The sequence below is a fragment of the Pseudonocardia sp. P1 genome (assembly GCF_000178675.2).
Lineage (GTDB): Bacteria > Actinomycetota > Actinomycetes > Mycobacteriales > Pseudonocardiaceae > Pseudonocardia.
This window is the reverse complement of record NZ_ADUJ02000001.1, coordinates 346,336-370,711: the sequence shown is the minus strand read 5'-3', so window position 1 is coordinate 370,711 and position 24,376 is coordinate 346,336. Positions and strand designations below refer to the sequence as shown.

Sequence of the window (24,376 nt, the reverse complement as noted above, 5' to 3'; positions counted from 1 at the left end):
CAGATAGTTTGTCGGGCGGCTCCGGGAGGACCGATGGAGGGCACGCGGGACGGGCGTCGCCGTCGCGGTGCGGACACCCGCCGCGCACTCGTCGACTCAGCCGTCGACGTCGTCACCACCGGCGGGTTCGACCGGCTCACCCTGCGCGAGGTCGCGTCCCGGGCCGGGGTCTCCCCCGCGTCGGCCACCTACCACTTCGGCACGGTCGCGGACCTGCTCGCCGCCGTCGTCGCGGAGCTGGACGACCGGTCGACCGCACGGCTCGCGGACCTGACCCGGCGCAGCCGGGCCGGCGAGCTCACCCTGCTCGACGCCTGCACGACCTACCTCGTCGACCTGCTCGGCCCGGGTCGTCGGGCGTACCTGACCATGCTGGAGCTGCGGATCCGCGCCGCCCGCGATCCCGGCCGGGTGGCGCCGCCCGGCGGGCAGGACGCCGTCGTCGACCTGATCCAGGACCACCTCGGCAACCGGGACCGGGCCCGCGAGCTGTTCGCCTCGGTGGTCGGGCTGGCCACCCTCGGTGCGCTCGACCCGGCCGAACCGGATCCGGCCCGGATCCGCGACCACATGGCCCGCCTCCTCGACAGCCACGGCCTGGCCCGGGAACCCGCGCGGACCGCGGAGGGAGAACGCTCGTGAGCACGCACTGGCCCACCGGCCGCATCACCCGCACCGATCTCGCCGCACGCGTCGGTGCGGAGCGGGCCGAGATGGCCGGGCGCGCGCTGCGCACCGGTGACCCGCTCGCGGACGCCGTCGTCGCCGAGATCCGGGACGGCGGTCGCGAGGTCCGTGCCCGGCTCGATCTCGGCATCCGGGAGGGGCTCGCCGCGCTGGAGGACCCACCGCCCGCCGTCGCCGCACTGCTGGCGTCGGCGGAGTCGCTGCCCCCGGGCGCCGACCCGGCGCTGCTCGACACCGGTGCGCGGCCGCTGTTCACCTCACCGCCGCCCGTGCACACCCTCTCGCTGTCCGCCGGGGCGTTGCTGCGCACCTACGGATCGCCGTCGATCGCGGTCCTGCTCGACACCACGGGCCGGCTCGTCGACGGTGCGGAGCGCCGTCTCGCCGAGACCGGCCGCTGGCTGCTCTCGGCGACCCTGCCCGGTGGGCTGCGTCCCGGCAGCCCCGGCTACATCACGACGCTGCAGGTCCGGATGCTGCACGCGCACATGCGGGAGCTCGCCCGCACCCGCGGCTACGACGAGACGGTGCACGGTGTCGCGATCAACCAGATCGACCTCGCCCGGACCTGGCTCGACTTCACTCTCGTCTCGCTGACCGCCGAGGAGACCATCGGTTTCGGGCTCACCGGTCCGGAGACCGCCGAGGTGTACGCCTACTGGCAGGTGCTCGCCCACCAGCTCGGCATCGAGCCGGAGCTGCTCGACGGGATCACCGGCCACGCGGGGGCCGCCCGGCTCGACGCGCTCGTCGGCGCCGTCACCGGGCCGCTCGCCCCGCAGTCCCGCACGCTCGCGGCCGCCACCGTCGACGCCGTCGCGGGGCTGCTGCGCGAGCCGCTGCGGCTCCCGCTCCCGGCCGGGCGGCTCCTGCTGGAGGTCCTGGGCCGCCGCTTCCACGGGCCGGCCACCGCGGACGCGCTGGGTCTGCGCCGCAACGCCGGGCTCGATGCGCTCCTCGGCGCCGGTGCGCGCGTGGTGCGGGCCCGGCGGGCGTGGATCCGCCGACGGCCCGGCGCGCTGGAACGGACCCGGGCCCGTCACGTCGCCGCGACCCGCGCGATCCTCGCCGCGGACGGCGCCCCCGCGCTGTTCCAGACGTACCGGCCGGACACGTCCGAACCCGCCCGGAGCTGACGACGCCCACCAGGGGTCAGTCCGCCGGCCCCGGGTCCGGGGTGCCGTTGTCCCACCACTCGACCCGCATGCCGGCCGCCCGCACCGCGGCCTCGGCCTCCCCCCGCCGGTCCGCGGGGGTGACGAGCACCAGGCCACCCGCCCGGCGACGGCGGCGGGCCAGCGCCGCCGCGACCCGCGGCAACGGCTGGCGGTGCGTCCCCCGCTCGCCGAGCTGCGGGTAGGTGTCGGCGACGGCGAGCAGCGTCCCGCCCGGGCCGTCCTCCCGGCCGTAGAGCACGACGAAGTGCCCGACCCGCCAGTCCGCGCGCGGCAGCCCGCTGTCGTCGCCGGTCTCCAGGAACGCCTCGAGATCCTCCGCCGGGGTGTGCGACGAGACGAACCACCTGGTCAGGACGTTCGCGATCGGCAGCAGCGGGATGCCGACGACGTTGTCGAGCAGGACGCGCAGCCGGTCGGCGCTCCACGTCCCGGTGGCCGGGACCGCCGCGAGCGCGCCGCCGGAGAGCTCCTCGACGGCGCGGCCGACGCCGGGCGCCGACGTCCCGGCGCGCTCGGCCGACGCGGTCCGGCCGACGCCCGTCCAGGCGTCGGTCCGCGACGGGGCGGTGGGCGGCCGGGCGGACACGACGTCCTCGGCGAGGACGGCGCTCCCGGCCGCGCGGGCGAACGCCGTCACGTCCGGGACCGGTGCTCCGGTCAGCGCCGAGACCGCGAGCCGCGCCACGAACGGCCCGCACAGCTGGTCGGGCTGGGGCAGTGCCGCGGCGTGCTCGGCCAGGAGCAGGTCGACCGCGGTGAAGGGCACGAAGGCCATGGGCGGGGCCGTCAGTACCGGAAGCGGAGCGCGGCCAGCACGTCGTCGACCGCCCGGCCCTCGGCGGACGCGGCGTCGGAGGCCCGCACGGCGCGGAACGCCCCGGTGAGCTCCTCCCCCAGCACCCCGGTGATCCGCGGGTTCGCGTGCAGCGCGGCTGCCTGCTCCTCCGGTGTGGCGGGCAGCGCGACGATCCCGGCGGCGTCGCGCTCGGCGGCGGTCCACGTACCGGGATCGCTCTGCACCGGGTCCGGCAGCGGGGGCCGGTCGGCCAGCCCCGCCAGCCCGGCGCCGATGACCACGGCCTGGGCGAGGTAGGGGTTGGCGGAGGCGTCGGAGACCTTCAGCTCGACGTTCGCGTGCGCCGCACCGAGCAGTCCGGTCGCCGGGACCATCCGCAGCGCCGCCTCCCGGTTCTGCACGCCCCAGAACGCGTACGCGGCGGCGAAGTGGCCGGGACGGCGCCGGTGCAGCGACCCGACGCTCGGCGCGGTCACCCCGGCGACGGCGGGCAGGTCGCGGAGCAGCCCGGCCAGCCACGCGGACCCGTCGCCGGTCAGCCCCGCCGGGCCCTCACCACCGGCGAGCAGGGGCACGTCGCCGCGGGAGACCGAGGTGTGCAGGTGCCAGCCGTTGCCCGCCGACGACGTCGACGGCAGGGGCGCGAAGCTCGCCCGGAACCCGTGCGCGGCCGCGGCGGCGTGCACCGTCTGGCGGGCCAGCAGCTGGCGGTCCGCGGCCGTGAGCGGATCGGCGGCCTCGATGCTCAGCTCGATCTGGGCGGGCCCGAACTCGGCGTGGAACTGCCCGACCGGGACCCCGTTGTCGCGCAGGTCGCCGAGCAGCCGGGTGACGAAGCCGTCCAGGCCGACCAGCGCGTTCGGCCCGTAGACCGGTCCGGTGAAGGCGGGCACCGGGGGTTCGGCGCCGTCGTCGAGGTAGAGCGCGAACTCGAGCTCGTACCCGGCGCGCACGGTCACGCCGGCCCGGTCGGCGGCGGCGAGCTGCCGTTCGAGGACCCCGCGCGGGTCGTACGGCCAGGCCGCCCCGTCGTCGGCGACGAGCCGGCCCGGCGACCAGCCCAGACCACGCCGCCGGGCGAGCGGGACGACGGCGTCCGGGCCGGCCGCCGGGACCAGCCGGACGTCGCCGGACGGGGTCGAGATCCCGGGCGCGTCGAACGTGATGGCGTCGCCGGTGTCGAAGACGGCGAACAGCGACGTCACCCCGACACCGCGGTGGGCCACGTCGGACAGGCTCTCGACCGGCACCGTGCGCGAGCGCAGGACGCCGTTGTTGTCGGCCCAGCCGATCGTCACACCGACCACGCCCCGGTCGGCCAGTGCACGGGTACGGCCCTCGAACCCGTGCGCGTCGGGCAGCGTCATGCCGGGCAGCGTATCGGCGCGAGCTGTGATCAGGGGGCCCCGCGGGCCGTGATCAGGGGGCCAGCAGCAGCCACAGCGGCCCGGCGACGAGTGCCACCGCGACCACACGGACCAGCCACCGCACCGCCGCGGGCAGCGGCGCCGGCGGGGCGGTGACCCGGTCGATCCGGGCCTCCAGCGCGTCGGTGAACGACGACAGCGCCGCCGCCGGGGCCGACCCGCCGACGGCCTTGAGCGCCGTCGCCAGCTCGGTGGGGTCGCACAGCTTGCGGGCGACGTCGTCGGCCCGCATCTCGATCAGCCGGGCGACGGCGAGCTGGGCGCACACCATCCCGCGCACGAACGGCGCCGTCGCGCCCCACGCGACGAACGGGAGGACCACCAGATCGTGCCGTTCCCGCAGGTGGGCGCGCTCGTGGGCGAGGACGGCGACGACACCGGGGGTGTCGAGGGCGTCCAGCACCCCGGCCGACACGACGAGCCGCGAGCTGCGCCCGGGCAGGCAGTAGGCGACCGGGACCGGGTGGTCGAGCACGCGGGTACCGGAGGCGTACGGCCAGGGGGTGGCGAGGACGTCGAGCAGGTCGCGGTGGCGGCGGCGGGCCCGCAGCGTCCGGACCGTGGTGACGACCAGGACCGCCAGCAGCCGGATCAGCAGGCCGAGCGCGATCAGCAGCGCGCCCACGTGCAGCGGGTCCATCGCGGCGGGCCAGCCGCCCGACGCGAGCGACTCCCGGAACGCCCACGCCGCGGCCGGGAGGCTGTCGCCCATCGGGGACAGCCCGTAGGCCAGCCCGGCACCGAACAGCGAGATCCCCCCGCCGAGCCCGACGGCCTGCCACAGCAGCAGGGCCCCCACCGGGTCCCGCGCGGGCCAGCGGGCCCCCGCGAGCGCACGGCTGAACGGCTCGGCGAGTGCCAGGCCGAGCAGCCCGAGTCCCAGCGCGATCAGCTCCATCGCGTCACATCGTGGCCGAACCTGCGGCGGCGCGCTGCACGACCCCTCCGATACAACGGGGAGCCGGGCGGCCGGACCGGTGGCCGCGTGCGCTCAGCCCAGCAGGTCCCGGAGCCGCGAGCGCTCCTCGTCGGACATCGTTCCGAGGAAGCGGGCGAGCGCGGCGCCACGGTCGGACGCGTCGTCCAGGGCGTCGCTCATCAGCTCCGCCACGTGGTCCTCGCGGCTGGCCACCGGGCGGTAGTGGTGCGCCCGGCCGTCGCGGATCCGCTGCACCAGCTGCTTGCGCTCGAGGCGGCCCAGCACCGTGAGCACGGTGGTGGTGGCCAGGTCCCGGTCGGCGAGCTGGTCCTGCACCTCACGCGCGGTCATGTCCCGGTCGGTCTCCCACAGGACGTTCATGACCGCTCGCTCCAGCTCCCCCAGACTCGTCACGCAGCTCATCCTACGCGAACCGTTCTACGGTGTGTAGAAAGGCTCCGGGAGAAACGTCACACCCGGTTGCACGGCAGGACATCCGCCGGTCACCCATGGTCCGGTGCGGACAGGAGGCTCAGTGCACCTGGACCTGGTCGCCGACCTGGAGGCCGTCGAACCAGACCTTCGCGTTCGCCTCGTCGAGCTTCACGCACCCCGCCGACGGCGTGTCCATCCGGCCCTGGTGGAAGGCGACGCCGCCCTCGGCGAAGAACACCGACCAGGGCATCTGCGTCCAGCTCTCCCGGCTGGTCCACTGCTCGGCCTTCCACTGCACGCCGAACGTCCCGCGCGGGGTCGGGTCGGACGCGTCGCCGGGGCGCATCGGCACCGGCCCGGTGACGACGGCGCCGTCCTCGATCAGCCAGGTCGAGCGGGCGGCGACGTCCACGCACGCCCGCGCCGACGCCGTGCACGGCGTGCCCGGGACGAGCGCACCGGAGGCGACCTGCGGTGCGGACGCGGGGGCCGGCTCGGCCGAGTCGGACGACGGCTCGGCGATCGCGACGCCCGCGGTGAGTGCGGCGGCCAGCGCCAGCACCCCGGCCAGGGAACCGATCCACCGGCCACGCCGGATCCGTCGCTGCATCCGTCCCGTCCTCCTGTCGAGCCCGGCCGGCGGCGACTGCCGTCCGTTCCGGGGCGACGACCACGCGGACTCGACGCCCTCCGCGATCATCTGCTTCCGGAGGGTAGCCGAAGAGGATCTTCATCCGTGCGGGGGGTCCGCACGCGTCCGGACGGGCGTCAGCGGCCCCGGAAGGCGGGCGCGCGCTTCTCCGCGCGGGCCGTCCGGCCCTCGGTGATGTCCTCGGCCTGCCAGCAGGCGTCGAACTCGGCCTGCAGGTCGGCGACGACACCGGGCGCGGTGTCCCCGCCGCGGCCGAACGCGTTCGCGGTCCGCTTGTTGTAGGCCAGGGTCAGCGGGGCCATCGTGGCGATGTCGGCGGCCAGTGCCAGGGCGGTGTCCCGGTCGCCGAGGGTGTCGGCGAGTCCGCGGGCGTGCGCCGTCGTCGCGTCGAGCGTCGCGCAGGCGAGCAGCAGGCTCCGTGCGGTGCCCCCGCCGGCGATCTGCACCAGCCGCTCGATCGTCCAGGGGTCGACGGCGAGCCCGAGCCGCGCCGTCGGCAGCCCGAACACGGCCTCGGGGGCCGCGACTCGCAGGTCACAGGCCAGCGCGAGCTGCAGGCCACCGCCGATCGCGGGGCCGGTGACCGCTGCGACGACCGGCATCGGCAGGTCGGCGACCGCGTGCAGGCCCGCGTAGAGGGCGTCGAGGAACTCCTCGGTGTAGACCTCGCCGAAGTCGGCCCCGGAGCAGAACGCCGGACCGTTCCCCGCGACGACGACCGCCCGCGCCCCGTCCGCGCGGACCTGCTCCGCCGCCCCGACGAGCTGCCTGCAGGTGGCGATGTCCAGCGCGTTGCGCCGCTCGGGGCGGTTCAGCTCGATCAGCCCGACGCCGTCGGTGGTGCTCACGGTGATCACGCACCGGAGCCTAACCCGGGCCGCTGCGGGTCCCGTCGGTCCCGGTCCGGGGCTCCGGCGCCTCGTGCCGGGTCCCGCCGCTCAGCTCCCGGGCGAGCCCGACGGCGAGCTGGTCGATCCGCCGCAGCAGCCGGGCGGCCGCGAGCCGCCGGAGCCGGTCCCCGGGCGGGGCGCCGGCGGCACTGTCGCGGGTCCGCGGATCGGCCGGTGCGACCCAGCCCGCGGTGTCCGTGGCACCGTGGCCCGCGGGCAGCGCGCCGAAGGGGTCCACCGCCCCGCCGGTCCGGCCGGTCGCGGGACCGGAGGACGCCGCGTCGGCCTCCGCGGCGTCGATCAGGTCCTCGGCGGACCCGACGCCGTAGTCGGCGGGACTCGTGCCCGGGGCGTGCTCGCGGCGGGCCGCCGGGCCCCAGCCGTCGACGAGGATCCGGCGCAGGCCGTCGACGTTCTGCCGGACCCGGTCGGTGGCCGGGTCCAGGGTCGTGGCCCACTCCGGGACGTGTGCGACGGCGGCCTGCGCGGCGAGCAGCCGGGTGTAGTGGTCCAGCGCGCCGACCACCCGCACGGTGTGGTGCACCCCGCGGCGCAGCGGCCTGCGGGCGACCGGGTGCTCCAGCGGCCGGGCGCGCTCCCGGACGGTGGCGACGGCCTCGTCGACCTCCCGCGCCTTCTCCAGCGGATTCTCCCCCGGCCGGCCCAGCGCCCGGTCCACCGAGCACCGCAGCGAGACGTCCACGGCCGTCAGCGCGTCGTCGAGCGCCTCGGCGAACGCCGTCCGGGACCGGGTGGGGAGGATCAGGTAGGCGGCGAGCATGCCGAGCGCGCCGCCCACCACGGTCTCCTCGACCCGCAGCAGCATCGTCTCCACGCTGAACTGGCCGATCACGCCGTAGAGCAGCGCCAGCACCGCGGTGATCCAGAACGCCATCATGGCCTGCGAGATCCGGACCAGGTACAGCGCCAGGAACACGCAGGCGAAGAGCAGCAGGAGGCTGGCGACGAGGTTCCCGGCGACGAGCAGCGCCAGCAGCATCCCGGCGACCACCCCGCCCGCGGTCCCGACCGCCCTGGCCCAGCCGCGGCTGAGGACGTCACCGCGGCTCGCGGTACCGGCGAACACGACGAACGCCGCGATCACCGCCCAGTACCAGCGCGCCGGGGAGATCAGCTCGCCGACGACGATCGCGAGGCTGGTCGCGACGCCCACCTGCACCGCCTGCCGGGTGTGCAGCTCGGGCCCGCCCTGCAGGCCCGCGCCCCCGGTGTCGTCGTCGGAGGGGTCCTCCCCGGGTGCGTCGCGGCGCCGCGCGATCCCCCGCCACGCCTCCTCGATGGTGGACTGCACGGCGTCGGCGAGCCGGAGCACGGCGAACCCGATCCGCTGCTCGCGGGCCTCCGCCCCGGTGCCACCGGGCCGTCCGACGATCTCGCCGACCGCCTCCCGAGCCTCCTGGTAGAGCCTCGCGGCGATCGCGCGCGGAGTCCCGACGGCCGTCGCCGCGGCCAGCGCCCGCACCCCCGCCGCGAGCGCCTCGCGGTCCGGGCCGGGGATCGGGTCGTGGTGCTCGACGGTCCGCCGGATCGACATCGCGACCCGCTCGGCGGCCAGCTCGGAGTCGACGATCCACTGCCGCAGCCCGGCGATCTCGGTCTCGGCGTCGTCCGGTCCGCCGGGACGGGCGCCGCCGGGCAGGTACACCGGGCGCCGGGCGGCCGGGTCGTCGTCGGCGTCGTCGAGGCGGTCCGCGACGGCCAGCGCCGTCGCGTTGAGCCGGGCCTGCGCACGGAGCAGCGGATCGAGATCCGGGTCGGCGAGACCGCCCGGCTCCTCGAGGACGTCGACGGCGGCCAGCAGCAGCACGTGCAGGCGGGCCTCGAAGGACCGCACGAGCGCCTCGAGCACGACCTCGACCCGGCGGGTGAACACCACGCAGCGCAGCAGGAACGTGCTGCCGATGCCGACCACCGCGCCGGCCAGCAGGTAGGGCAGCTGGGCGGGCCCGGCCTGCAGGAACTGCACGAAGAAGTACGGCATGAACGCGGCCATGCCGAGGGCGACGCCGCGCGGGCCCCACCGCCGGACCGCGACGGCCACGATCATGACCAGCACGAACACGACGTCCGCGACGACCCGGTGCCCGGACAGCAGCGCCGAGAGCGTCGCCGAGGCGCAGGCCGGGAGCACCATGAGCGCCGTCGTCACCCGGCGGCGGCGCAGCTCCGGCTCGTTCACCGCGAGGTTGCCGACCATCGCCAGCACGACGGCGAACAGCACGATCGTCACCGGCTGCCCGGTGAGCGCCCGCAGCCCGCTCATGACGAGCGCGGCGGTCATCATCGACGCCGTCGCCACCGACGCGAGGTGCAGGCGGGTGTGCCCGGGATCGACGGCCGCCGCCCGGGAGCGCAGCTCGGCCCACCACGCGGGCCTCTGCCCGCTCGTCCACCCGCTCACGGCGGCGAGTCTGACACGCCGCCCCGACAGTGGACCGGGTGTCGTCAGCCGTTCGTGCGGGCGGCCGCGGCCTCGGCCGGGACCGGCTGCGAGGACGGCGCAGCCACCGGGACGCCGATCACCGCGCCGGTCGCGGCCGCCATCGCCCGCATCCCCTGCGCGTTCGGGTGCACGGGTGCCGCGGGCGAGGTCGGGACGAGCCCCTCGGTCCACTTCACGCCGGGGAGCTGGCAGATGTCGTGGCCGACCGTCGGGCCGTAGGTGTCGACGTAGTCGAGGCCCGCCTCGGCGGCCTGCTCGGCGAGCATCCCGTTGAGCAGCTTCTCGGTGTCCCGCAGGTAGGCCGTGTCGCCGGCGCTGAACGGCGCGACCGGGTAGCAGCCGGGGCCGGTGTCCGGGAGGATCGACGGGTACCCGACGACGGCGACCCGCGCGGCGGGCGCCCGGTCCCGGATCTCGGAGAGCACGTCGGCGACCTTCGAGGAGGCGTCGTCGATGCGCGCGGCGAGCTGGTCGTCACCGCCCTCGGTGTAGAAGTCCTTGCAGGCGGAGCCGAGCAGGTTCGTCGACGACCGCGTCGCGCACTCCTGGATGATCTCGCCGAAGCCGATGTCGTTGCCACCGATGGTGAGCGTGACCAGGGACTCCGAGCCGTCCAGCGCGTCGAGCTGCGGCGGGTTCGGGCCGAGCTTCACCTCCTGCGCGGCGGTCATGTCCTCGGTGGTCGCGCCGCTGCACGAGACGTCGGTGAAGTCCGCGAAGCCGGCCGAGCGGGCCAGCACCGACGGGTAGTTGTGGTCCGAGCGCAGGCACCCGGCGGGCTGCCCGGTCTGCAGCGGCACGAGCGGCCCGGCCGCGTACGAGTCGCCGAGGGCGACGTAGCGCCCGACCGGGGCCGTGTCCAGGTTGCGCGCCGACATCGTCGTCTCGGCGAACGTCGTCGGGGCCTCCGCCTGGGCGGGAGCGAGAGCACCCATCCCCGCCGAGCTCAGCAGGGTCATGGTCGCCACGGCGAGCCACCGGGCGGGACGGGGACGGCGCACGAGCTCTCGGACCTCCGGTCGTGGGGGGGACCGGAGCTCACCGCACCGGCCTGTCCCGCCCAACGATCATCGGGAGCCGCGGTTACGCCACGTACGCCACCGGTGACCGGGACGCGCTCTCCTCCCCCGCCGCACACCCGTCCCCGGCCACCGCACACCGTCCCTGGGCCCGGCACCCCGTGCCCGGGTGCCGCACCCCTGGGCCCGGCACCTCGTGCCGGAGTGCCGCACCCGTTCCCCGGGCCCGGCACTCCGTACCCGGGTGCCGCACCCGCTGCGAGGGGTGCGGCACCGGGCGACGGGGTGCTCCGGGCCGCGGAACGGGCGGCCGGAGCGGCGGGGTGCTCGGCTCACTCCCCCAGGCGGCGCAGCGCCAGCGGCGCGACGAGGCGGTGGCGGAGGGACACCTCGTCCCACAGGGCGGGACGCGAGGGCATCTCCGCGAGGCGGGCGGCGGCCGTCGCACCGGGGTCGTCGAGCGGCTCGCGGACCCCGGCCAGGAACGCCCACTCGTGCTCCTCGCAGCCGATGTAGACCCCGCGCCCGCCGGTCTCGCCGAACACGGACCGGAAGCGCTGCCAGGCCGCGCGCAGGGTCGCGTCGCGCCAGACGGCGGGGCTACCGGCCTGGAACACGAGCACGCCGCCCTCGGTCAGCCGTCGCGAGCAGGCCCGGACGAACTCCTCGTCGTAGAGCCGGTTGATCTGGGCGTCGGGCTCGTCGGGCCGCTCGTCGGGGAGGTCGACGAGGATCAGGTCCCAGTGCTCGGTCGCGTCGAGCACGAACCGCCTGCCGTCGGCGTAGGTCAGCCGGACCGGGCCGTCACCGCGCTCGGCCGCGGCGAGCGTCTCGGGTGTGTAGCCGTAGGGCAGGTGCTCGGCGCAGATCCGGACGGCCTCGGTGTCGATGTCGACGTGGTCCACGTGCCGGGCACCCGCGGCGACGGCCATCTCGGACGCGACCCCCTCGGACGAGCCGACGATCAGCACCCGGTCCAGGGTGCGGGCCAGCAGCGCGCCCGGCCAGACGAGTGCCTCGTGGTACGTGAGCTGCGTGTGCTCGGCGGACTGGCGCTCGTCGTCGCAGAACAGGGTGACGCCGTGCGCGGTGTCGGCGACGACGACCTTCTGGAACCCGGTGTGCGACACGTGATGCACGGTGCCGAGCTGCCAGCGCCGGGTCAGGTCGTCGGAGATCGGCTCGGTGACGGTGCGCGGGGCGCCGCCGCGGTCGACGACCTGCAGGGCGGTGTCGGACGCGTCGACCCGCGCGGCGAGGTTCCGCACGGCCGCGACCGGGTCGGCGCTCTCACCGCAGGTGAACACGTCGACGTGCATGCCGCCGTGCTCGGGCCAGGTGTGGATCGACGCGTGCGACTCGGCGAGCACGGCGACGACGGTCGCGCCCTGCGGCTCGAAGCGCTCGGTGACGATCTGCCGGACCTGGGCACCGGCCTCGGTCAGCGCGCCGGCGAGTTCGGTACGGAGCCGGTCGACGTCGTCGAGCACCGCCGGCGCGATGCCGCCCAGCTCGGCGAGCACGTGCCGGCCCACCGGTGACGCCGTGCTCGGCAGCGCGGGACTCTCCGATCCGGTGAGCGCGACGCTCGGATGGAGCTCTCCGGCCGCTTCGGACGGCGCGGGCGGGGTCGGCGAAGTCGAGAGTGACACGTCCGGACACGTTAAACGCCCGGCGGGACGTGTGCCCCCTCTGCGCGCCGGGCGGTGGCACGCCTCATGCCGTTCCGGCCACGACGACGTCGAGCGGGCCGAACCCGTTGAAGCCGACCGAGGCGTAGCTGGACGTGTAGGCGCCCGCGTGCAGCAGGTCGACGACGTCGCCCGCGGCGAGGTCACCCGGCAGCGCCACCGGGGTCCGCCGGTAGATGACGTCGTCGCCGTCGCAGGTGGGGCCGGCCAGCACGCACGGCCCGTCCGGCCCGCTGCGGCCCGGCACGCGAAGCGGGTAGCCGATCGCCTCCCCCTCGGTCTCGGCGAGGCCCTGGTAGCGGCCGACGTCGAGGTAGACCCAGCGACGGTGGTCGATGCCGGGCCGGCGCGACACCCGCAGCACGGTCGCCCGGAGCACCCCGGCGGGGCCGGCGATCGCGCGTCCCGGTTCGAGGAGCAGGTCGGCGCCGTCGACGTGCCCGGCGGCCACCGCGCCCGCGACCGCGGCACGGACGGCGGCCGCGAACTCGCCCGGCCCGGGGACGTCCGCGCGGTACGTGACCGGCCAGCCCCCACCGAGGTCCAGCTCGGGACGGCGCAGTCCGGCCCGTCCGGCCGTCCGGAGGGCGACGGCGACCGCCTCGGCGTAGGTCGCCGGGCGGGTCTGCTGCGACCCGGCGTGGAACGTGACCCCTGCCGGTTCCAGCCCGAGCCGGGCCGCGCGGCGGAGCAGCGCGACGGCCTCGCCGGGCAGCGCCCCGAACTTGCCGTGGAACGGGGTGGCCGACCCGGCGTCGTCGACGGAGAGCCGGACCTGCACCCGGGCCCCGGGGACCTCGGCGGCGAGGGCGTCGACGTCCTCGGCGCTGTCGGTGACGAACCGGCGCACCCCGTCGGCGGCCGCGCGGGCCGCGGCGCCGGGACCGCGCACCGGGTTGCCGTGCTGCAACGACGCCGGGTCGGCGCCTGCGGCCAGGCACAGCGCGATCTCGTTCTGGGAGGCCACGTCGAACCCGGCACCGGCGTCGGCCAGCACCCGCAGCACCGCGGGCTCCGGGCAGGCCTTCACCGCGTACAGGATCCGCGCGTCGCCGAACGCCGCGGCGAGCGCGGCGTGCCGTTCCCGCACGACCTGCGGGTCGAGCGCGAGGAAGGGCGTGGGACGGGGGCGCGCGAGGATCGACTCGAGACCGGGGCTGAGCACGGTCCCGATGCTCTCCCGGGCCCTCCGGACGGGCGCGGGCGGGGCGCCGCGCGGATCCCGGACGCCGGCGCCGTCACCATCGGGCGGGGCCTCCGCTCCCGCAGGCCGGCGCCGGACCGTCCGGCGCATCCGCCGAGCACCGGGTCCTCCCCACGTCCGCCGTCGACCGTCCAGGTGAGCCGGACGACCCGTCGGGCGTGACACCCGGGCGGTCCGGCGGACCCGGACGCAACGCTCGGGGCGGCAGATGGTGATCTAGGTTCGGGGTATGACCGCACCGAAGCCGCAACGCCGCGCACGGAAGATCGCGATGACCCCCGAGGAGGTCGCCGCGTTCCTCGCCGAGGAGCGGACCTGCCGGGTCGCGACCAACGGCACGAACGGCCCGCACGCCACCCCGCTCTGGTACCTCTGGGACGGCGCCGACGGCGGGGCGCTGTGGCTGACCTCGCTGTCGCGGTCCCAGCGGTGGACCGACCTGGAGCGGGACCCGCGGATCGCGGTCGTCGTCGACGCCGGGCACGCCTACGACGAGCTGCGCGGGGTCGAGCTGCGCGGCTCGGTCGAGATCGTCGGCGAGGTGCCGCGCACCGGGGAGCCGAACCCGGAGCTGGAGCGCGTCGAGCAGAGCTTCGCGGACCGCTACACCGGCGGGCACGTCCTGATCGACGGGCGGCACGGGTGGCTGCGGCTGCGCCCCGAGAAGATCAGCAGCTGGGACTTCCGCAAGCTCGCCCAGGCCTGAGCGCCACAGAACCGGCCCCGAGCCACCCCGAGCCGGCCCCGAGTCACCCACCGACGCCCACCGACGCCCACCCCTCCCGAACCACCGCCCGCTCCGCACCGCCCACCCCGCACCGCCCACCCCGCACCGCCCATCCGCGGGCCACTCACTCACGGACCGCTGTCCCGGAGACGCTCACCGGATGCGGCGATGCTCACGCGATCGGGCGAGCGGACTCGGATCCGGTGAGCGCGAAGGGCCAGGAGACCGAGTGCGCGAGCGGTGGGTGGGGCGGCGGGGTGGCGGGGTTGTGGGGCTGCGGGGTGGTGGCGAGGTGGGTCAGGGGCGGCCGGTCACCAGGGGCCACAGGCCGTCCGGGCCGGCGGCGAGGGCCGCGGTGCCGACCCGGTCGGTCCAGTACGACTCGTCGCCGTCCTCGTCGCGCCACGCCCAGAGCCGGGTCGTCACGAGCCGCAGGTCGTGCTCCCGGGTGAAGCCGATCGCGCCGTGCACCTGGTGCGCGATCCGGGCCACCGCGGTGGCGGCCTCCCCGCACCGGGCCTTCGCGGCGGCGACGGCGAACCCGGTCGCCGGGTCGGCGAACCCCGCGTTCTGTGCGGTGCGGGCCGCGGCGGCGGAGGCGGCCGACGCCGCGCCGACCTCGGAGCCCGCCTCGGCGAGCATCTGCTGCACGGCCTGGAACCTCCCGATGGGGCGGCCGAACTGCTGCCGCTCCCCGGCGTAGCCGATCGCCCGGGCGAGCGCCCCGCGGGCGGCACCGGCGAGCAGCAGCGACCGGGCCAGCGCGGCGCGCAGCGCGAGTTCCTCCGCGGCACCCGACGGCGCCGCACCGGACGCGAGCGGCGTCACGCCCGTCAGGGTCAGGGTGTCCCGCGGCTCCTCGGCGAGGTTGACGCCCTCGGTGACCGCGGCGGCGGAGGTTTCCAGCACCAGCACCCGGTCCCCGTCCAGGACGACGACCGCGGCGAGCGACCGCCCCCACGGCACCCGGGTGAGGGTCCCCGACACCGTGTCACCGGTGGAGGTCAGCGTCCCCCCGGCGGTCCCGCCGGGCCCGGATCCTCCGGGGGCGGGCCCCGTGACCACCGCGGCCAGCGGCCCGTCGGGCACGGTGACGCCGGCGGCCCGGGCCAGCCATCCCGCGAGCAGGTCGGTCTCGGCCAGCGGGATCCGCGCCGCCCAGGCCCCGGCCGCCTCCAGGAGGACGGCGGCGTCGTCCAGGGTTCCGCCCGTGTCCGGGGCGGTGAGCGTCGTCAGCCCGGACCCGGCGCACGCTTTCCAGGCCGCGGCGTCGAATCCTGCGGCGTCCTTGTCGTGCGAGTCCGCGAAGATCGACTCCGCCAGCTCGGCCAGCTCGGCGTTGCGTGCCATCAGCGCAGTCCCATCCCCCGCGCGACGATGCCGCGCAGGACCTCGTTCGTACCGCCCCGCAGTGTGAAGCCGGGTGCGTGGAGCACCGCGTCGGCCAGCAGCCGGGCGAAACCGGCCTCGGCGCCGGGATCCGGCGGGACGTCGACGAGCAGCCGGGCCGCATCGATAATCTCGTTCTCGTAGCGCGTGCCGAGGTCCTTCACCAGGGCCGCCGCCAGTTCGGGGGCCTCCCCCGACTCCAGGGCTCCGGCGACGGCGAGCGACATCGACCGGAGCGTCCAGACCCGGGACACCAGCGAACCGATGCGCCGGCGGGTGCCCGCGTCCACGTCACCGCGGGCCGTCAGCTCGCCGACCAGCGCGGCCAGCAGCGGGTAGGTCGAGAGGAAGCGTTCCGGCCCGGACCGCTCGAAGGCGAGCTCGCCCGTGACCTGCGCCCAGCCGTTGCCCAGCTCGCCGAAGACCCGCTCGTCCGGGATGAAGACCCGGTCGAACCGCACCTCGTTGAAGTGGTGCGCGCCGGTGAGCAGCGGGATCGGCCGGATCTCGACGCCGGGCCGGTCCAGCTCCACCAGGAACTGCGACAATCCCGCGTGCCGGTTGCCGTCGTCGCGGGGCTCGGTGCGGACGAGCGCGAAGAACGCGTGCGCGTGGTGCGCACCGGACGTCCAGACCTTCGTGCCCGACAGCTCCCAGCCGCCGTCGACCCTCTCCGCCCGGGTCCGTACCGACGCGAGGTCGGAGCCGGAGTCCGGTTCGGACATGCCGATGCCGAAGTAGACCTCGCCGCGGGCGATGCCGGGCAGGAACGCCCGGCGCTGCTCCTCGGTGCCGTGCCGGAGCAGCGAGGGCCCGATCTGCCGGTCGGCGATCCAGTGCGCCGCCACCGGGGCACCGGCGGCGAGCAGCTCCTCGGTCACCACGTAGCGCTCCAGCGCGGAGCGGCCGTGCCCGCCGTACTCCGCCGGGATCGTCATGCCCAGCCAGCCGCGCTCCCCCAGCCGTCGCGAGAAGCCGGCGTCCCAGCCGGAGAGCCACACGTCGGCCCGCGGGGTCCACGCCCCGGCCGCGCGTTCGGCGTCGAGGAACTCCCGGACCTCGGCCCGCAGGCCGGCCAGGTGCCCCGGCAGCTCCACCGGGTCGGGCACCAGCTCCGGCAGTCTGGTCAGCGTCGTCGTTGCTCCTGCCACGACCGCCATCATCACCCACGACGGCGCGGCTCGCCGGTGTCCATGCCGCTTCTCACCGGGGTACGTTGCGGCCATGACCACCAATGCTGACGAGCGCAGGGTCCTGGAGGCCGTCCCGACCGGGCTGTTCATCGGCGGGCAGTGGCGACCGGCCGCGAACGGGGCCACCGCGAAGGTCGAGGATCCGGCCACCGGTGAGGTGCTGACCGAGGTCGCCGACGCCTCCCCGGCCGACGGCATGGACGCGCTGTCCGCCGCGCACACCGCCCAGCCGGGGATCGCCGCACTGCCGCCCCGGCAGCGCAGCGAGATCCTCTACCGGGCCTACCAGCTGCTCCACGAGCGCGCCGACGACCTGGCGCTGCTCATGACCCTGGAGATGGGCAAGCCGGTCGCCGAGGCGCGCGGCGAGGTCGTCTACGCCAGCGAGTTCCTGCGCTGGTTCGCCGAGGAGGCCGTCCGGATCGACGGCGGCTACCAGGTCGCGCCGAACGGGCAGACCCGGTTCCTCACGATCCGCCAGCCCGTCGGTGTCTGCGTGTTCGTGACGCCGTGGAACTTCCCGCTCGCCATGGGCACCCGCAAGATCGCGCCGGCGATCGCGGCCGGCTGCGCGTCGATCATCAAGCCTGCCCCGCAGACGCCGCTGACGATGCTGGCGTTCGCCCAGGTCCTCGCCGACGCCGGTCTGCCCGACGGCGGTCTCAACGTCATCAACGCGACCGACGCCGGCGCCGTGATCGAGCCGATCATCCGCGACGGGCGCGCCCGCAAGATCTCCTTCACCGGCTCCACCCCGGTCGGCAAGAAGCTGCTCGAGCAGGCCGCGGACAAGGTGCTGCGCAGCTCGCTGGAGCTGGGCGGCAACGCGTCGTTCATCGTGCTCGACGACGCCGACGTCGACGCCGCCGTCGAGGGCGCCATGGTCGCCAAGATGCGGAACATGGGCGAGGCGTGCACCGCGGCCAACCGGTTCTACGTCCAGCGCGGCGTCGTCGAGGAGTTCACGACCAAGCTGGCCGAGCGGATGGGCGCGCTCAAGGTCGGCCGGGGCACCGAGGACGGCGTCAACGTCGGACCGCTGATCGACGCCAAGGGCCGGGACAAGGTCACCGACCTGGTCGCCGACGCCGTCGCGAACGGCGCGAGCGTCGCACTCGGTGGGAAGGCCCAGGACGGGCCGGGCTACTTCTACCCGCCCACCGTGCTCACCGACGTGCCCGCCGACTCCCGGCTCAACCACGAGGAGATCTTCGGCCCGGTCGCGCCGATCACGGTCGTCGACTCCGAGCAGCAGGCCCTCGACGCGGCCAACGCCACCGAGTTCGGCCTGGTCAACTACGTCTACACCCGTGAGATCAACCGGGCGCTGCGCATCGCGGAGAACCTGGAGAGCGGCATGATCGGCCTGAACACCGGCCTGGTGTCGAACCCGGCGGCGCCGTTCGGCGGGGTCAAGGAGTCCGGGCTCGGCCGCGAGGGCGGCAACGTCGGGATCGACGAGTTCCTCGAGACCAAGTACGTGGCGATCGGCTTCTCCGGCTGATCCCCCGGGGTCCGCGGACCCGGGACGACGAGGCCCGGTACCCGAGTTCGGGTACCGGGCCTCGTCGTGTGCGGCGGGTCAGTTCGCCGGAGGAGCCGGCGCCCCGCCCGGGGGCACCGGCACGGCCGGGTCCTGCCCCGGGATGGGCTCGGCCGGGGCGGTGATGTCGGTCTGCCCGTTCAGCACGAGCTGGAACAGCTCGCCACCGCCGTTGGCCACCATCATCACGATCAGCAGCCCCACCGACGCCACGACGGCGACCGTCATCGTGCGTTGGGCGGCCCCACCGGTGCTCAGCCGCCCCCGGTTGGTCTCCACCACCCATGCCCGTGCACCGAACATGGCGAGCACGAGGGCGAACACGATCCAGGTGAGTGCGAATCCGGTCACGGGTTCGGCACCTCCTCCCCTGCAGCCGGTGCCGGGGCGTCCCCGGCCGGCGGGGCCGGTGCCGGGACACCCGGGGCCGGAGCGACCTCGTTGCGGACGAGGACGGCGTTGAACCCGTTCTCATAGGTGGCTCGGTACTGCCCGGAGGCGATCAGCTGCTGACGGATCGCGAGCGTCCATCCCGGCTGACGGTCGTTCAGCACGATGCCCTGCTTCTCGATCGACGTGTAGAACAGGATCGTCTGCGGCTGCACCTGGTCGATGCACCGGAACTCGTCCGCCGCGAGGATCGCGCAGCCCTCACCACCGGAAGCCATGTTGTTGTGCTCGCCGACGCCTTCCAGCGCGTACGGGCCGATGGTGGACAACGGCTGCACGGTCGCCCCGGGCGGAGCCTGGTCATAGGCCTGCCGGGTCATCTGGACGTCCTCGGTGGTGACATCGGCATAGGCCTCGTTGCCGCCCCGGATCAGGACCAGCAGCCCGAAGACCACGACCATCGCGACCGCGAGCAGCTTCTCCCGGGCGCGGTCGACCCGGACGAACGCCCGCAGCGCGTCGACCGCGAGGATCGTCAGGATCGGCAGGCCGAACAGCAGGATGCGCAGGAAGAGCTCGCCGCCGTAGCTCTGCACCGCGGCCATGCCCATCGGGATGACGGCCAGCAGGATCGGCACCAGGTCACGGCGCCGCTTCCAGTACACCCACGCCCCGGCGAAGCCGATGACGTAGATGAGCCCGGTCATCGCGATCCGAAGGCCCTTGCCGACGAGCTGACCGGTATCCCCCTGCAACCGGTCTGCCACACCGGCCGCGAGCGCACCGCCCTCGTCGCTGCTGCCGATGATCATGCTGATCTGGGTCATCCAGAAGTCCCGGGCCGCGATCAGGATGAACACCGAGACCGCAGCGATCGCGATGAACACCAGGCCCCGGCCCCGGAAGCGGCCGACCAGCGCCAGCACGACGAGCTGGCCGATGATCGCGAACGGGGTCAGCTGGTGCGTCGGGGCGACCGCGATCACGCAGAGCGCGGCGCAGAAGAAGATCAGCAGCAGCTGCCGGGGCGGCAGCGTCGGACTGTTCGGCGGGGTCATCGCGCTGACCAGCCAGCGCCGCCACCGGGGTAGCGGTGGCGCACCGCGGTGCGACCGTGGCCAGCCGCCGATGCCGGCGTTGTCGACCCGGCGGGTCGCCAGCGGGCCGAGCGCGAAGGTCAGGACGGTCAGCTGCAGCACGATCGCGGTGGCCTGCGGCGAGAAGTAGTCCTGCTCGATCCAGTTCAGGCCGATGAACAGCCACGCGGCCACCCAGGGTGCGCGGGTGCCGCCCAGCATCGAGCGGGCGAGCGCGTACACGCCGATCGCCCAGACCGCGGTGACGGCCGGCGGGTACCAGCGCAGGATCGTGTCCAGCTGGTCGGCACCGCCGGCGTCACGGAACCAGGCCCACTGGGCGAAGAACCCCGGCCAGTAGAACCGGGCGTCGACACCGGTGGGCGGGACACCGTTGTTCGCCGAGACCGCGTCCACGAAGCCGGAGATCAGCCAGGCGGTGGTGAACCGGGCCTGCGGCTCCACGACCGACGGCATGCCCGTCGAGCACAGGACGAGCACACCCGTCGCGGCGCCGAGCATCGGGATCCGCGGCCGCGGCGACCACAGCTCGACCACGCAGCAGGCGATCGCCAGGAGCAACGCGACCCAGGCCAGCGGGCTGAGGACCGGGGCGAGACCCCAGCCGCCCATGTCCGACAGGTCGGTCGTCGCGGCGGCCAGCGGCAGCAGCACGACGGCCAGCACGGCCAGCACCGGCGCGGCCCAGGTCCACAACGGGCCGACCGGCCCGGTGGGCCCGGGCGGTGGCGGGGGCTGCCCGCCCGGGCCGGGAGGCGGCGGCGGGACCGGCCCGTCGCCGCCCGGGCGCGGAACGGGTCCGCGCACGGCCGTCGTGGGCGAGTCCGGCCCGGGCGGCGCGACGAACTGCGTCCGTTCGCTCGGGCTCTCCTCGACCTGCGTGGTCCGACCGGCCCGGCCCTGCTCGCCGCGGGACCGGGCGGACGGGTCGGGGCCGCCCGTCCGGCGGGTCTCCGACGTCACGACTTCACCTCCGTGGAAGGCCGGCGGTTCCACGCCGGGACGAATCTGAGAGCGAGGGCGCACAGCACCTGTGCGCCGACATAGCCCAGCACCATCGGCAGCATGACCATGCTGACGGACGTGGTCGCCGGGTCGGGCAGCGGGACCAGGCCGGCGAAGACGACGACCAGTCCGGTGTTGAGCAACTGGATCTTCGCGTAGCCCATGCCGTCGCCGTCGGCCTGGCGCCGGGCCAGCTCGAACACGACGAGCAGCCGGAACAGCAGGCCGGCCATCAGGACGGCCAGGGCCGGCGCACCGGCCGCGTAGCCCTCGCCCAGCAGCGACAGCACGGGGTAGCCGAGGACGGCTCCCACGCCGAGCGCGGGCAGGAACAACAGGAGCATGCGACGCCGCGCGAGCCGGGCGAACTCGTCGGCCCGGTGCGGCTCCCGCGCGGTCTGCACGGCCAGCGAGTTCGTGAAGAACGTGGCGGCGAGGTCGATGACCGTCACCGCCTGCCAGCAGATGAAGAACACCGCGCCGATCTCGTTGCCCATGCGGATGTTCGCGAACAGCGGCACCTGGTTGTAGAGCAGCGCGTTCCCGCACTGGGCCAGGGCCGTCGGGGCGAGGAACGCGATCGCCTCGGCACGGCTCGGGACGATGCCGGGACCGCCGGCCGCGGCGAACCGCCGCGTCATGTACCAGAGCATCGCGGTGCCGGCGGCCACCCAGAGGACGACCGGGATCGCCCAGGACAGGACCATCGCCTGCGAGTGCAGCGACGCACCGAGCGCGAGCAGCAGCACGATCCGGACGACGGCGAACGTCCCGTTCCGCCAGACCGCGACCCAGGGTTTCCCGATCGCGACCATGACGAAGTCGTGGACGACGAACACGCCCCAGCCTGCGCAGGTCAGCACCAGAACCAGCAGGCCGAGCCCGAGACTCCCGCCACCGGCGGTCTCGGCGATGCGCGGCACGATCACGCCGTACACCAGGCCGATGAGGCCGGACAACGGCATGATCAACAGCAACGCGCCGAAGGTCAGCCGGACCGATCTCCGGCCCGCCCCGGGCAGCCAGCGCATCAGGCCGAGACCCAGGTTGAGCTGGGCCATCCCGCCGATCAGCTGGAACGCCGACACGAACTCCGAGGCCCGGCCGACCTCCTCCTGCGGCATGATCCGCGCCGCGATCAGGACGCCGAGCAGGCCGGCGACCGAGCCGAAGCCGGAGCAGAGGGTGAGGGCGATCCCGTCGCCGATCCCGCCGTTCTTCCCGTGCCCGCCGTCGTCGCCGTCGGTGTCGGGGCCGTGGTCGGAGGGTGGCGGCGGGTTCTCGCCCGGGCCGCGCAGGCCCACGAGCGGGATGTACTCGGTGCGCTGCTCGGAGAGTTCGCGCGACCGCACGCGTTCGCGGGCGGGCTCGAGGCGCTGGGTCGGCGCGTCCGGGCCGGTGTCGGGGCCCGGGGCACCCCCCGCGGCCGGCAGCGCCCGCGTCGTCGGGTCGGCGTACGGGTCGTGCGGGCCGGGGCCGCCCGTCGGACGGGAGGGCATCGCACGGGTCCCGGAGTCGGAGGCGTGCCGGCCCGGCACCGCCGGGTTCCGCTCGGGACCGGAGGCCGGGCCGGGACCGGCGGCACCCGCACCGAGGCGGGTGTGCGCCGGCCCGACCGGCCTCACTGTGCGACCACCGCGTGCCGTAGCAGGAACGGGATGCTGAGCAGGGTGACGACGAACAGGGCGACGCTCGGGTACCAGAGCCCGAGGCTCACCATCAGCTGCCCGCCGATCAACGTGACGGCGGTCCCGACGCCCAGCGTCAGCAGCCACACGTGCGCGGCGGGCGCGCGGCGCAGGAAGCCCGCGGCGGCCCACCCCGGACCGAGCAGCAGGAAGCCGATCGTCAGCAGGAGCCGGAACTCGCCGAGCCCGCCCCCGCTGACGTTCGCGATGTTGAGCACGCAGGCGAGTACCCCCGCCGCCACGAGCAGGATCGCCACGTAGCGACGCGCGGTCCTCGCCCGGGTCAGCTCTGCTGCGGACGGCACGCTCACCGCGGCACTCCCCTTCCTCCGATGACCGGCGCTCGTCCGATCGGACGAGCGCCGGTGGTGTGTCGTAGGACCCGCACGGTCACGGGTCTGCGGTCACCGGGCCTGGACCGGCCCGGTGACCGGTCCTCAGGACGCCTCTTCACCCCATGCGTACCGCACGCCGGCCGGGTCGGGACGCGCGGTCCCGTCCCGGTCCGCGCCACCCGGCGCCGCGGCGGCGCGGCCGGACAGACCGGTCGCACCGGCCTCCTGACCACGGCGATCACGGGCGACCGGCTGCGACGAGGGCTGCGGACGGTAGGGCGGCAGGGTCGGCGCGTCGGCCTCCGCGGGCCGCGGGGCCGGGCGCGGACGCTCCGGCGCAGCGGCGGGCGGGGTGCTTCCGGAGACGGGCGGTGCCGGGTTCGTACCGTTGGTCCGGCCCGGCTGCGGCGCCACCGGGTGCCCGGCGGGCGGGGTGACGGCGGCCGGCAGCGCGGCGGCGGCACCGGGCTCGCGCCCGGCCCGGCGGCGCTCGGCGGCCAGGGTGCGCAGGACCCGGGTGCCGTCGGCGAAGGTCCGCAGGTTGGTCTCGCCGAACATCCGCTCCCGCTCCTTCGAGGGGACCTCGGTGATCGACAGACCGGCGGCGGCGACCCGGCAGTTCAGGACGGTCTCGATCTCGAACCCGTCGCCCCAGTACATGCCGTCGTCGGGGTGCGGGGGCATGTCGACCGCCGGCAGCTCCAGCTGCGGCAGGATGTCCGCCCAGAACGCGTTGTAGCCGTAGCAGAGATCGGTGTAGCGGGTGCCGAACAGCGTGTTCGCGACCAGGTTCAGACCGGCGTTGCCGCTCTTGCGCAGCAGGGTGATGTCGTCGCTGCCGCCCCCCTTGGCGAAGCGGCTGCCCTTGGCGAAGTCGGCGCCCTCGACGAGTGCCTGGACGAAGCGCGGGATCTCCTGCGGGTCGGCCGAGCCGTCGGCGTCGAACATGACCAGGACGTCACCGTTGGCCGCGGCGAAACCGCAGGCCATGGCGTTTCCCTTGCCCTTGCGGGTCTGGCGGACGATCCGCACACCGGGCAGGACGCGCCGGGCGGTCTCGACGGTGCCGTCCTTGGAGTTCCCGTCGACGACGAGGACCTCGTGCACGGCGGGCCGCACGGCGGCGATGGCCGGGAGGACGATCTCCAGGTTGCGGGCCTCGTTACGGGTCGGCACGATCACCGACACCCGTGGTCTGTCCGGACGGTGGGTTCCGTGGTCAGGGCGCTTGTTCACCGGTCTCTCCCCCGAATCGATCGGTCTGGGCGCGCGCGGTTCGGCGTGCATGTGGTGGTGTCCGGCGGCGTCAGCGGCACCGGATCGTGGCGTTCCCCCACAACGGGGGGCATAGGGCTTATCTGCGCCCCCGCCGCTTGCGTTACGTGACCCGTACCGCAGCGGGTGTCATCCGGACGGCGTAGCGCCGCTGCGCGACGAGCCGTCCGCAGGCGCTCCGACCCGGTGGACACAGCGCCTCATAGTACGGACGGTGCGCCGTTCGGTGGTCCCCGGGACCGCCCGTACGCCGCTGCGTAGCGGGCCGTACGCCGAATTTCCGACGAACGGCCAGTCGATCACGACGAACGGACGGGCGGTGGGTCGACCTTCGTCTCCCGCCCGGCGACCGTCGCCGGTTCCCGGCCGCCG

General features: G+C 75.2%; 21 protein-coding genes. 4 read left to right on the top strand and 17 right to left on the bottom strand.

Going from position 1 to position 24,376, the window contains the following annotated elements; genetic code table 11:
- Positions 1-33 precede the first annotated feature (33 nt).
- Both PP1_RS01245 and PP1_RS01240 read left to right on the top strand, forming a co-directional pair.
- Entirely contained in the window at positions 34-642 is a 609-nt protein-coding gene (locus PP1_RS01245; protein ID WP_010234051.1) for a TetR/AcrR family transcriptional regulator, read from the top strand.
- The gene (locus PP1_RS01240; RefSeq protein ID WP_075314245.1) at positions 639-1,823 is read left to right on the top strand and encodes an oxygenase MpaB family protein; all 1,185 of its coding nucleotides are present in this window, start codon (positions 639-641) and stop codon (positions 1,821-1,823) included. Before PP1_RS01245 ends, PP1_RS01240 begins: the two co-directional genes overlap by 4 nt.
- 16 nt (positions 1,824-1,839) lie before the next feature.
- Here PP1_RS01240 and PP1_RS01235 read toward each other — a convergent pair whose 3' ends face one another.
- From PP1_RS01235 to PP1_RS01190, 10 genes are all read right to left on the bottom strand, one after another.
- Positions 1,840-2,640 carry a DUF6885 family protein gene (locus tag PP1_RS01235; protein ID WP_075314246.1) on the bottom strand — a complete coding sequence of 267 codons (801 nt, stop codon included), beginning with the start codon at positions 2,638-2,640 and terminating at the stop codon, positions 1,840-1,842.
- 11 nt (positions 2,641-2,651) lie between these two features.
- Positions 2,652-4,028, bottom strand: coding sequence for a glutamine synthetase family protein (locus tag PP1_RS01230; RefSeq protein WP_075314258.1), 1,377 nt, complete (start codon positions 4,026-4,028; stop codon positions 2,652-2,654).
- 52 nt (positions 4,029-4,080) lie between these two features.
- Positions 4,081-4,986: a M56 family metallopeptidase gene (locus PP1_RS01225; protein WP_010229670.1), complete on the bottom strand. Its 906-nt coding sequence runs from the start codon at positions 4,984-4,986 to the stop codon at positions 4,081-4,083.
- 93 nt (positions 4,987-5,079) lie between these two features.
- On the bottom strand, positions 5,080-5,421 hold the full coding sequence (locus PP1_RS01220; protein ID WP_010229669.1) for a BlaI/MecI/CopY family transcriptional regulator: 342 nt from the start codon (positions 5,419-5,421) through the stop codon (positions 5,080-5,082).
- Between the two features lie 118 nt (positions 5,422-5,539).
- Entirely contained in the window at positions 5,540-6,052 is a 513-nt protein-coding gene (locus PP1_RS01215) for a L,D-transpeptidase (RefSeq protein ID WP_029239514.1), read from the bottom strand.
- Between the two features lie 158 nt (positions 6,053-6,210).
- A complete protein-coding gene (locus tag PP1_RS01210) occupies positions 6,211-6,951 on the bottom strand; it encodes an enoyl-CoA hydratase (protein WP_010229667.1) in 741 nt (246 codons plus the stop codon).
- Between the two features lie 10 nt (positions 6,952-6,961).
- Positions 6,962-9,406: an FUSC family protein gene (locus tag PP1_RS01205; protein ID WP_075314260.1), complete on the bottom strand. Its 2,445-nt coding sequence runs from the start codon at positions 9,404-9,406 to the stop codon at positions 6,962-6,964.
- A gap of 44 nt (positions 9,407-9,450) precedes the next feature.
- Positions 9,451-10,407, bottom strand: a complete 957-nt coding sequence (locus PP1_RS01200; protein WP_139316784.1) for an SGNH/GDSL hydrolase family protein — start codon at positions 10,405-10,407, stop codon at positions 9,451-9,453.
- 392 nt (positions 10,408-10,799) lie between these two features.
- Positions 10,800-12,119 (bottom strand): adenosylmethionine decarboxylase, encoded by a 1,320-nt coding sequence (gene speD / locus PP1_RS01195; protein WP_249265989.1) that lies wholly within the window; start codon positions 12,117-12,119, stop codon positions 10,800-10,802.
- A 64-nt stretch (positions 12,120-12,183) separates the two neighbouring features.
- The gene (locus PP1_RS01190) at positions 12,184-13,452 is read right to left on the bottom strand and encodes an ornithine decarboxylase (protein WP_010229252.1); all 1,269 of its coding nucleotides are present in this window, start codon (positions 13,450-13,452) and stop codon (positions 12,184-12,186) included.
- 139 nt (positions 13,453-13,591) lie between these two features.
- On the opposite strand from PP1_RS01190, the gene PP1_RS01185 reads away from it, so the two are divergent.
- Positions 13,592-14,068 carry a pyridoxamine 5'-phosphate oxidase family protein gene (locus PP1_RS01185; protein ID WP_010229255.1) on the top strand — a complete coding sequence of 159 codons (477 nt, stop codon included), beginning with the start codon at positions 13,592-13,594 and terminating at the stop codon, positions 14,066-14,068.
- A 318-nt stretch (positions 14,069-14,386) separates the two neighbouring features.
- Here the strand turns inward: PP1_RS01185 and PP1_RS01180 are convergent, their stop codons facing one another.
- Both PP1_RS01180 and PP1_RS01175 read right to left on the bottom strand, forming a co-directional pair.
- Positions 14,387-15,439 carry an acyl-CoA dehydrogenase family protein gene (locus PP1_RS01180; protein WP_075314261.1) on the bottom strand — a complete coding sequence of 351 codons (1,053 nt, stop codon included), beginning with the start codon at positions 15,437-15,439 and terminating at the stop codon, positions 14,387-14,389.
- A complete protein-coding gene (locus PP1_RS01175) occupies positions 15,439-16,638 on the bottom strand; it encodes an acyl-CoA dehydrogenase family protein (RefSeq protein ID WP_139324123.1) in 1,200 nt (399 codons plus the stop codon). Before PP1_RS01175 ends, PP1_RS01180 begins: the two co-directional genes overlap by 1 nt.
- A gap of 64 nt (positions 16,639-16,702) precedes the next feature.
- Here PP1_RS01175 and PP1_RS01170 point away from each other — a divergent pair, with 64 nt between their 5' ends.
- Positions 16,703-18,175: an NAD-dependent succinate-semialdehyde dehydrogenase gene (locus tag PP1_RS01170; RefSeq protein WP_010226856.1), complete on the top strand. Its 1,473-nt coding sequence runs from the start codon at positions 16,703-16,705 to the stop codon at positions 18,173-18,175.
- Positions 18,176-18,253: 78 nt separating this feature from the next.
- Here the strand turns inward: PP1_RS01170 and PP1_RS01165 are convergent, their stop codons facing one another.
- The 5 genes from PP1_RS01165 to PP1_RS01145 all read right to left on the bottom strand — a co-directional run bounded on the left by PP1_RS01165 (position 18,254) and on the right by PP1_RS01145 (position 24,016).
- The gene (locus tag PP1_RS01165) at positions 18,254-18,565 is read right to left on the bottom strand and encodes a hypothetical protein (protein ID WP_010226858.1); all 312 of its coding nucleotides are present in this window, start codon (positions 18,563-18,565) and stop codon (positions 18,254-18,256) included.
- The gene (locus PP1_RS01160) at positions 18,562-20,664 is read right to left on the bottom strand and encodes a hypothetical protein (RefSeq protein ID WP_170918897.1); all 2,103 of its coding nucleotides are present in this window, start codon (positions 20,662-20,664) and stop codon (positions 18,562-18,564) included. The genes PP1_RS01165 and PP1_RS01160 overlap by 4 nt, the downstream gene beginning before the upstream one ends.
- Positions 20,661-22,205, bottom strand: a complete 1,545-nt coding sequence (locus PP1_RS01155; RefSeq protein ID WP_139323885.1) for a lipopolysaccharide biosynthesis protein — start codon at positions 22,203-22,205, stop codon at positions 20,661-20,663. Before PP1_RS01155 ends, PP1_RS01160 begins: the two co-directional genes overlap by 4 nt.
- Before the next feature lie 122 nt (positions 22,206-22,327).
- A complete protein-coding gene (locus tag PP1_RS01150) occupies positions 22,328-22,705 on the bottom strand; it encodes a hypothetical protein (protein ID WP_139316786.1) in 378 nt (125 codons plus the stop codon).
- Between the two features lie 126 nt (positions 22,706-22,831).
- Positions 22,832-24,016 carry a glycosyltransferase family 2 protein gene (locus PP1_RS01145; RefSeq protein ID WP_083697145.1) on the bottom strand — a complete coding sequence of 395 codons (1,185 nt, stop codon included), beginning with the start codon at positions 24,014-24,016 and terminating at the stop codon, positions 22,832-22,834.
- Positions 24,017-24,376 lie beyond the last annotated feature (360 nt).

Bases quoted from the DNA above. Each gene is read 5' to 3' on its own strand.
- PP1_RS01175 (WP_139324123.1), bottom strand. From the start codon at position 16,638: ATGGCGGTCGTGGCAGGAGCAACGACGACGCTGACCAGACTGCCGGAG.
- PP1_RS01190 (WP_010229252.1), bottom strand. From the start codon at position 13,452: ATGCGCCGGACGGTCCGGCGCCGGCCTGCGGGAGCGGAGGCCCCGCCC.
- PP1_RS01170 (WP_010226856.1), top strand. From the start codon at position 16,703: ATGACCACCAATGCTGACGAGCGCAGGGTCCTGGAGGCCGTCCCGACC.
- PP1_RS01215 (WP_029239514.1), bottom strand. From the start codon at position 6,052: ATGCAGCGACGGATCCGGCGTGGCCGGTGGATCGGTTCCCTGGCCGGG.
- PP1_RS01245 (WP_010234051.1), top strand. From the start codon at position 34: ATGGAGGGCACGCGGGACGGGCGTCGCCGTCGCGGTGCGGACACCCGC.
- PP1_RS01155 (WP_139323885.1), bottom strand. From the start codon at position 22,205: ATGCCCTCCCGTCCGACGGGCGGCCCCGGCCCGCACGACCCGTACGCC.
- PP1_RS01235 (WP_075314246.1), bottom strand. From the start codon at position 2,640: ATGGCCTTCGTGCCCTTCACCGCGGTCGACCTGCTCCTGGCCGAGCAC.
- PP1_RS01185 (WP_010229255.1), top strand. From the start codon at position 13,592: ATGACCGCACCGAAGCCGCAACGCCGCGCACGGAAGATCGCGATGACC.
- PP1_RS01180 (WP_075314261.1), bottom strand. From the start codon at position 15,439: ATGGCACGCAACGCCGAGCTGGCCGAGCTGGCGGAGTCGATCTTCGCG.
- PP1_RS01225 (WP_010229670.1), bottom strand. From the start codon at position 4,986: ATGGAGCTGATCGCGCTGGGACTCGGGCTGCTCGGCCTGGCACTCGCC.
- PP1_RS01200 (WP_139316784.1), bottom strand. From the start codon at position 10,407: ATGACCCTGCTGAGCTCGGCGGGGATGGGTGCTCTCGCTCCCGCCCAG.
- PP1_RS01145 (WP_083697145.1), bottom strand. From the start codon at position 24,016: ATGCACGCCGAACCGCGCGCGCCCAGACCGATCGATTCGGGGGAGAGA.
- PP1_RS01230 (WP_075314258.1), bottom strand. From the start codon at position 4,028: ATGACGCTGCCCGACGCGCACGGGTTCGAGGGCCGTACCCGTGCACTG.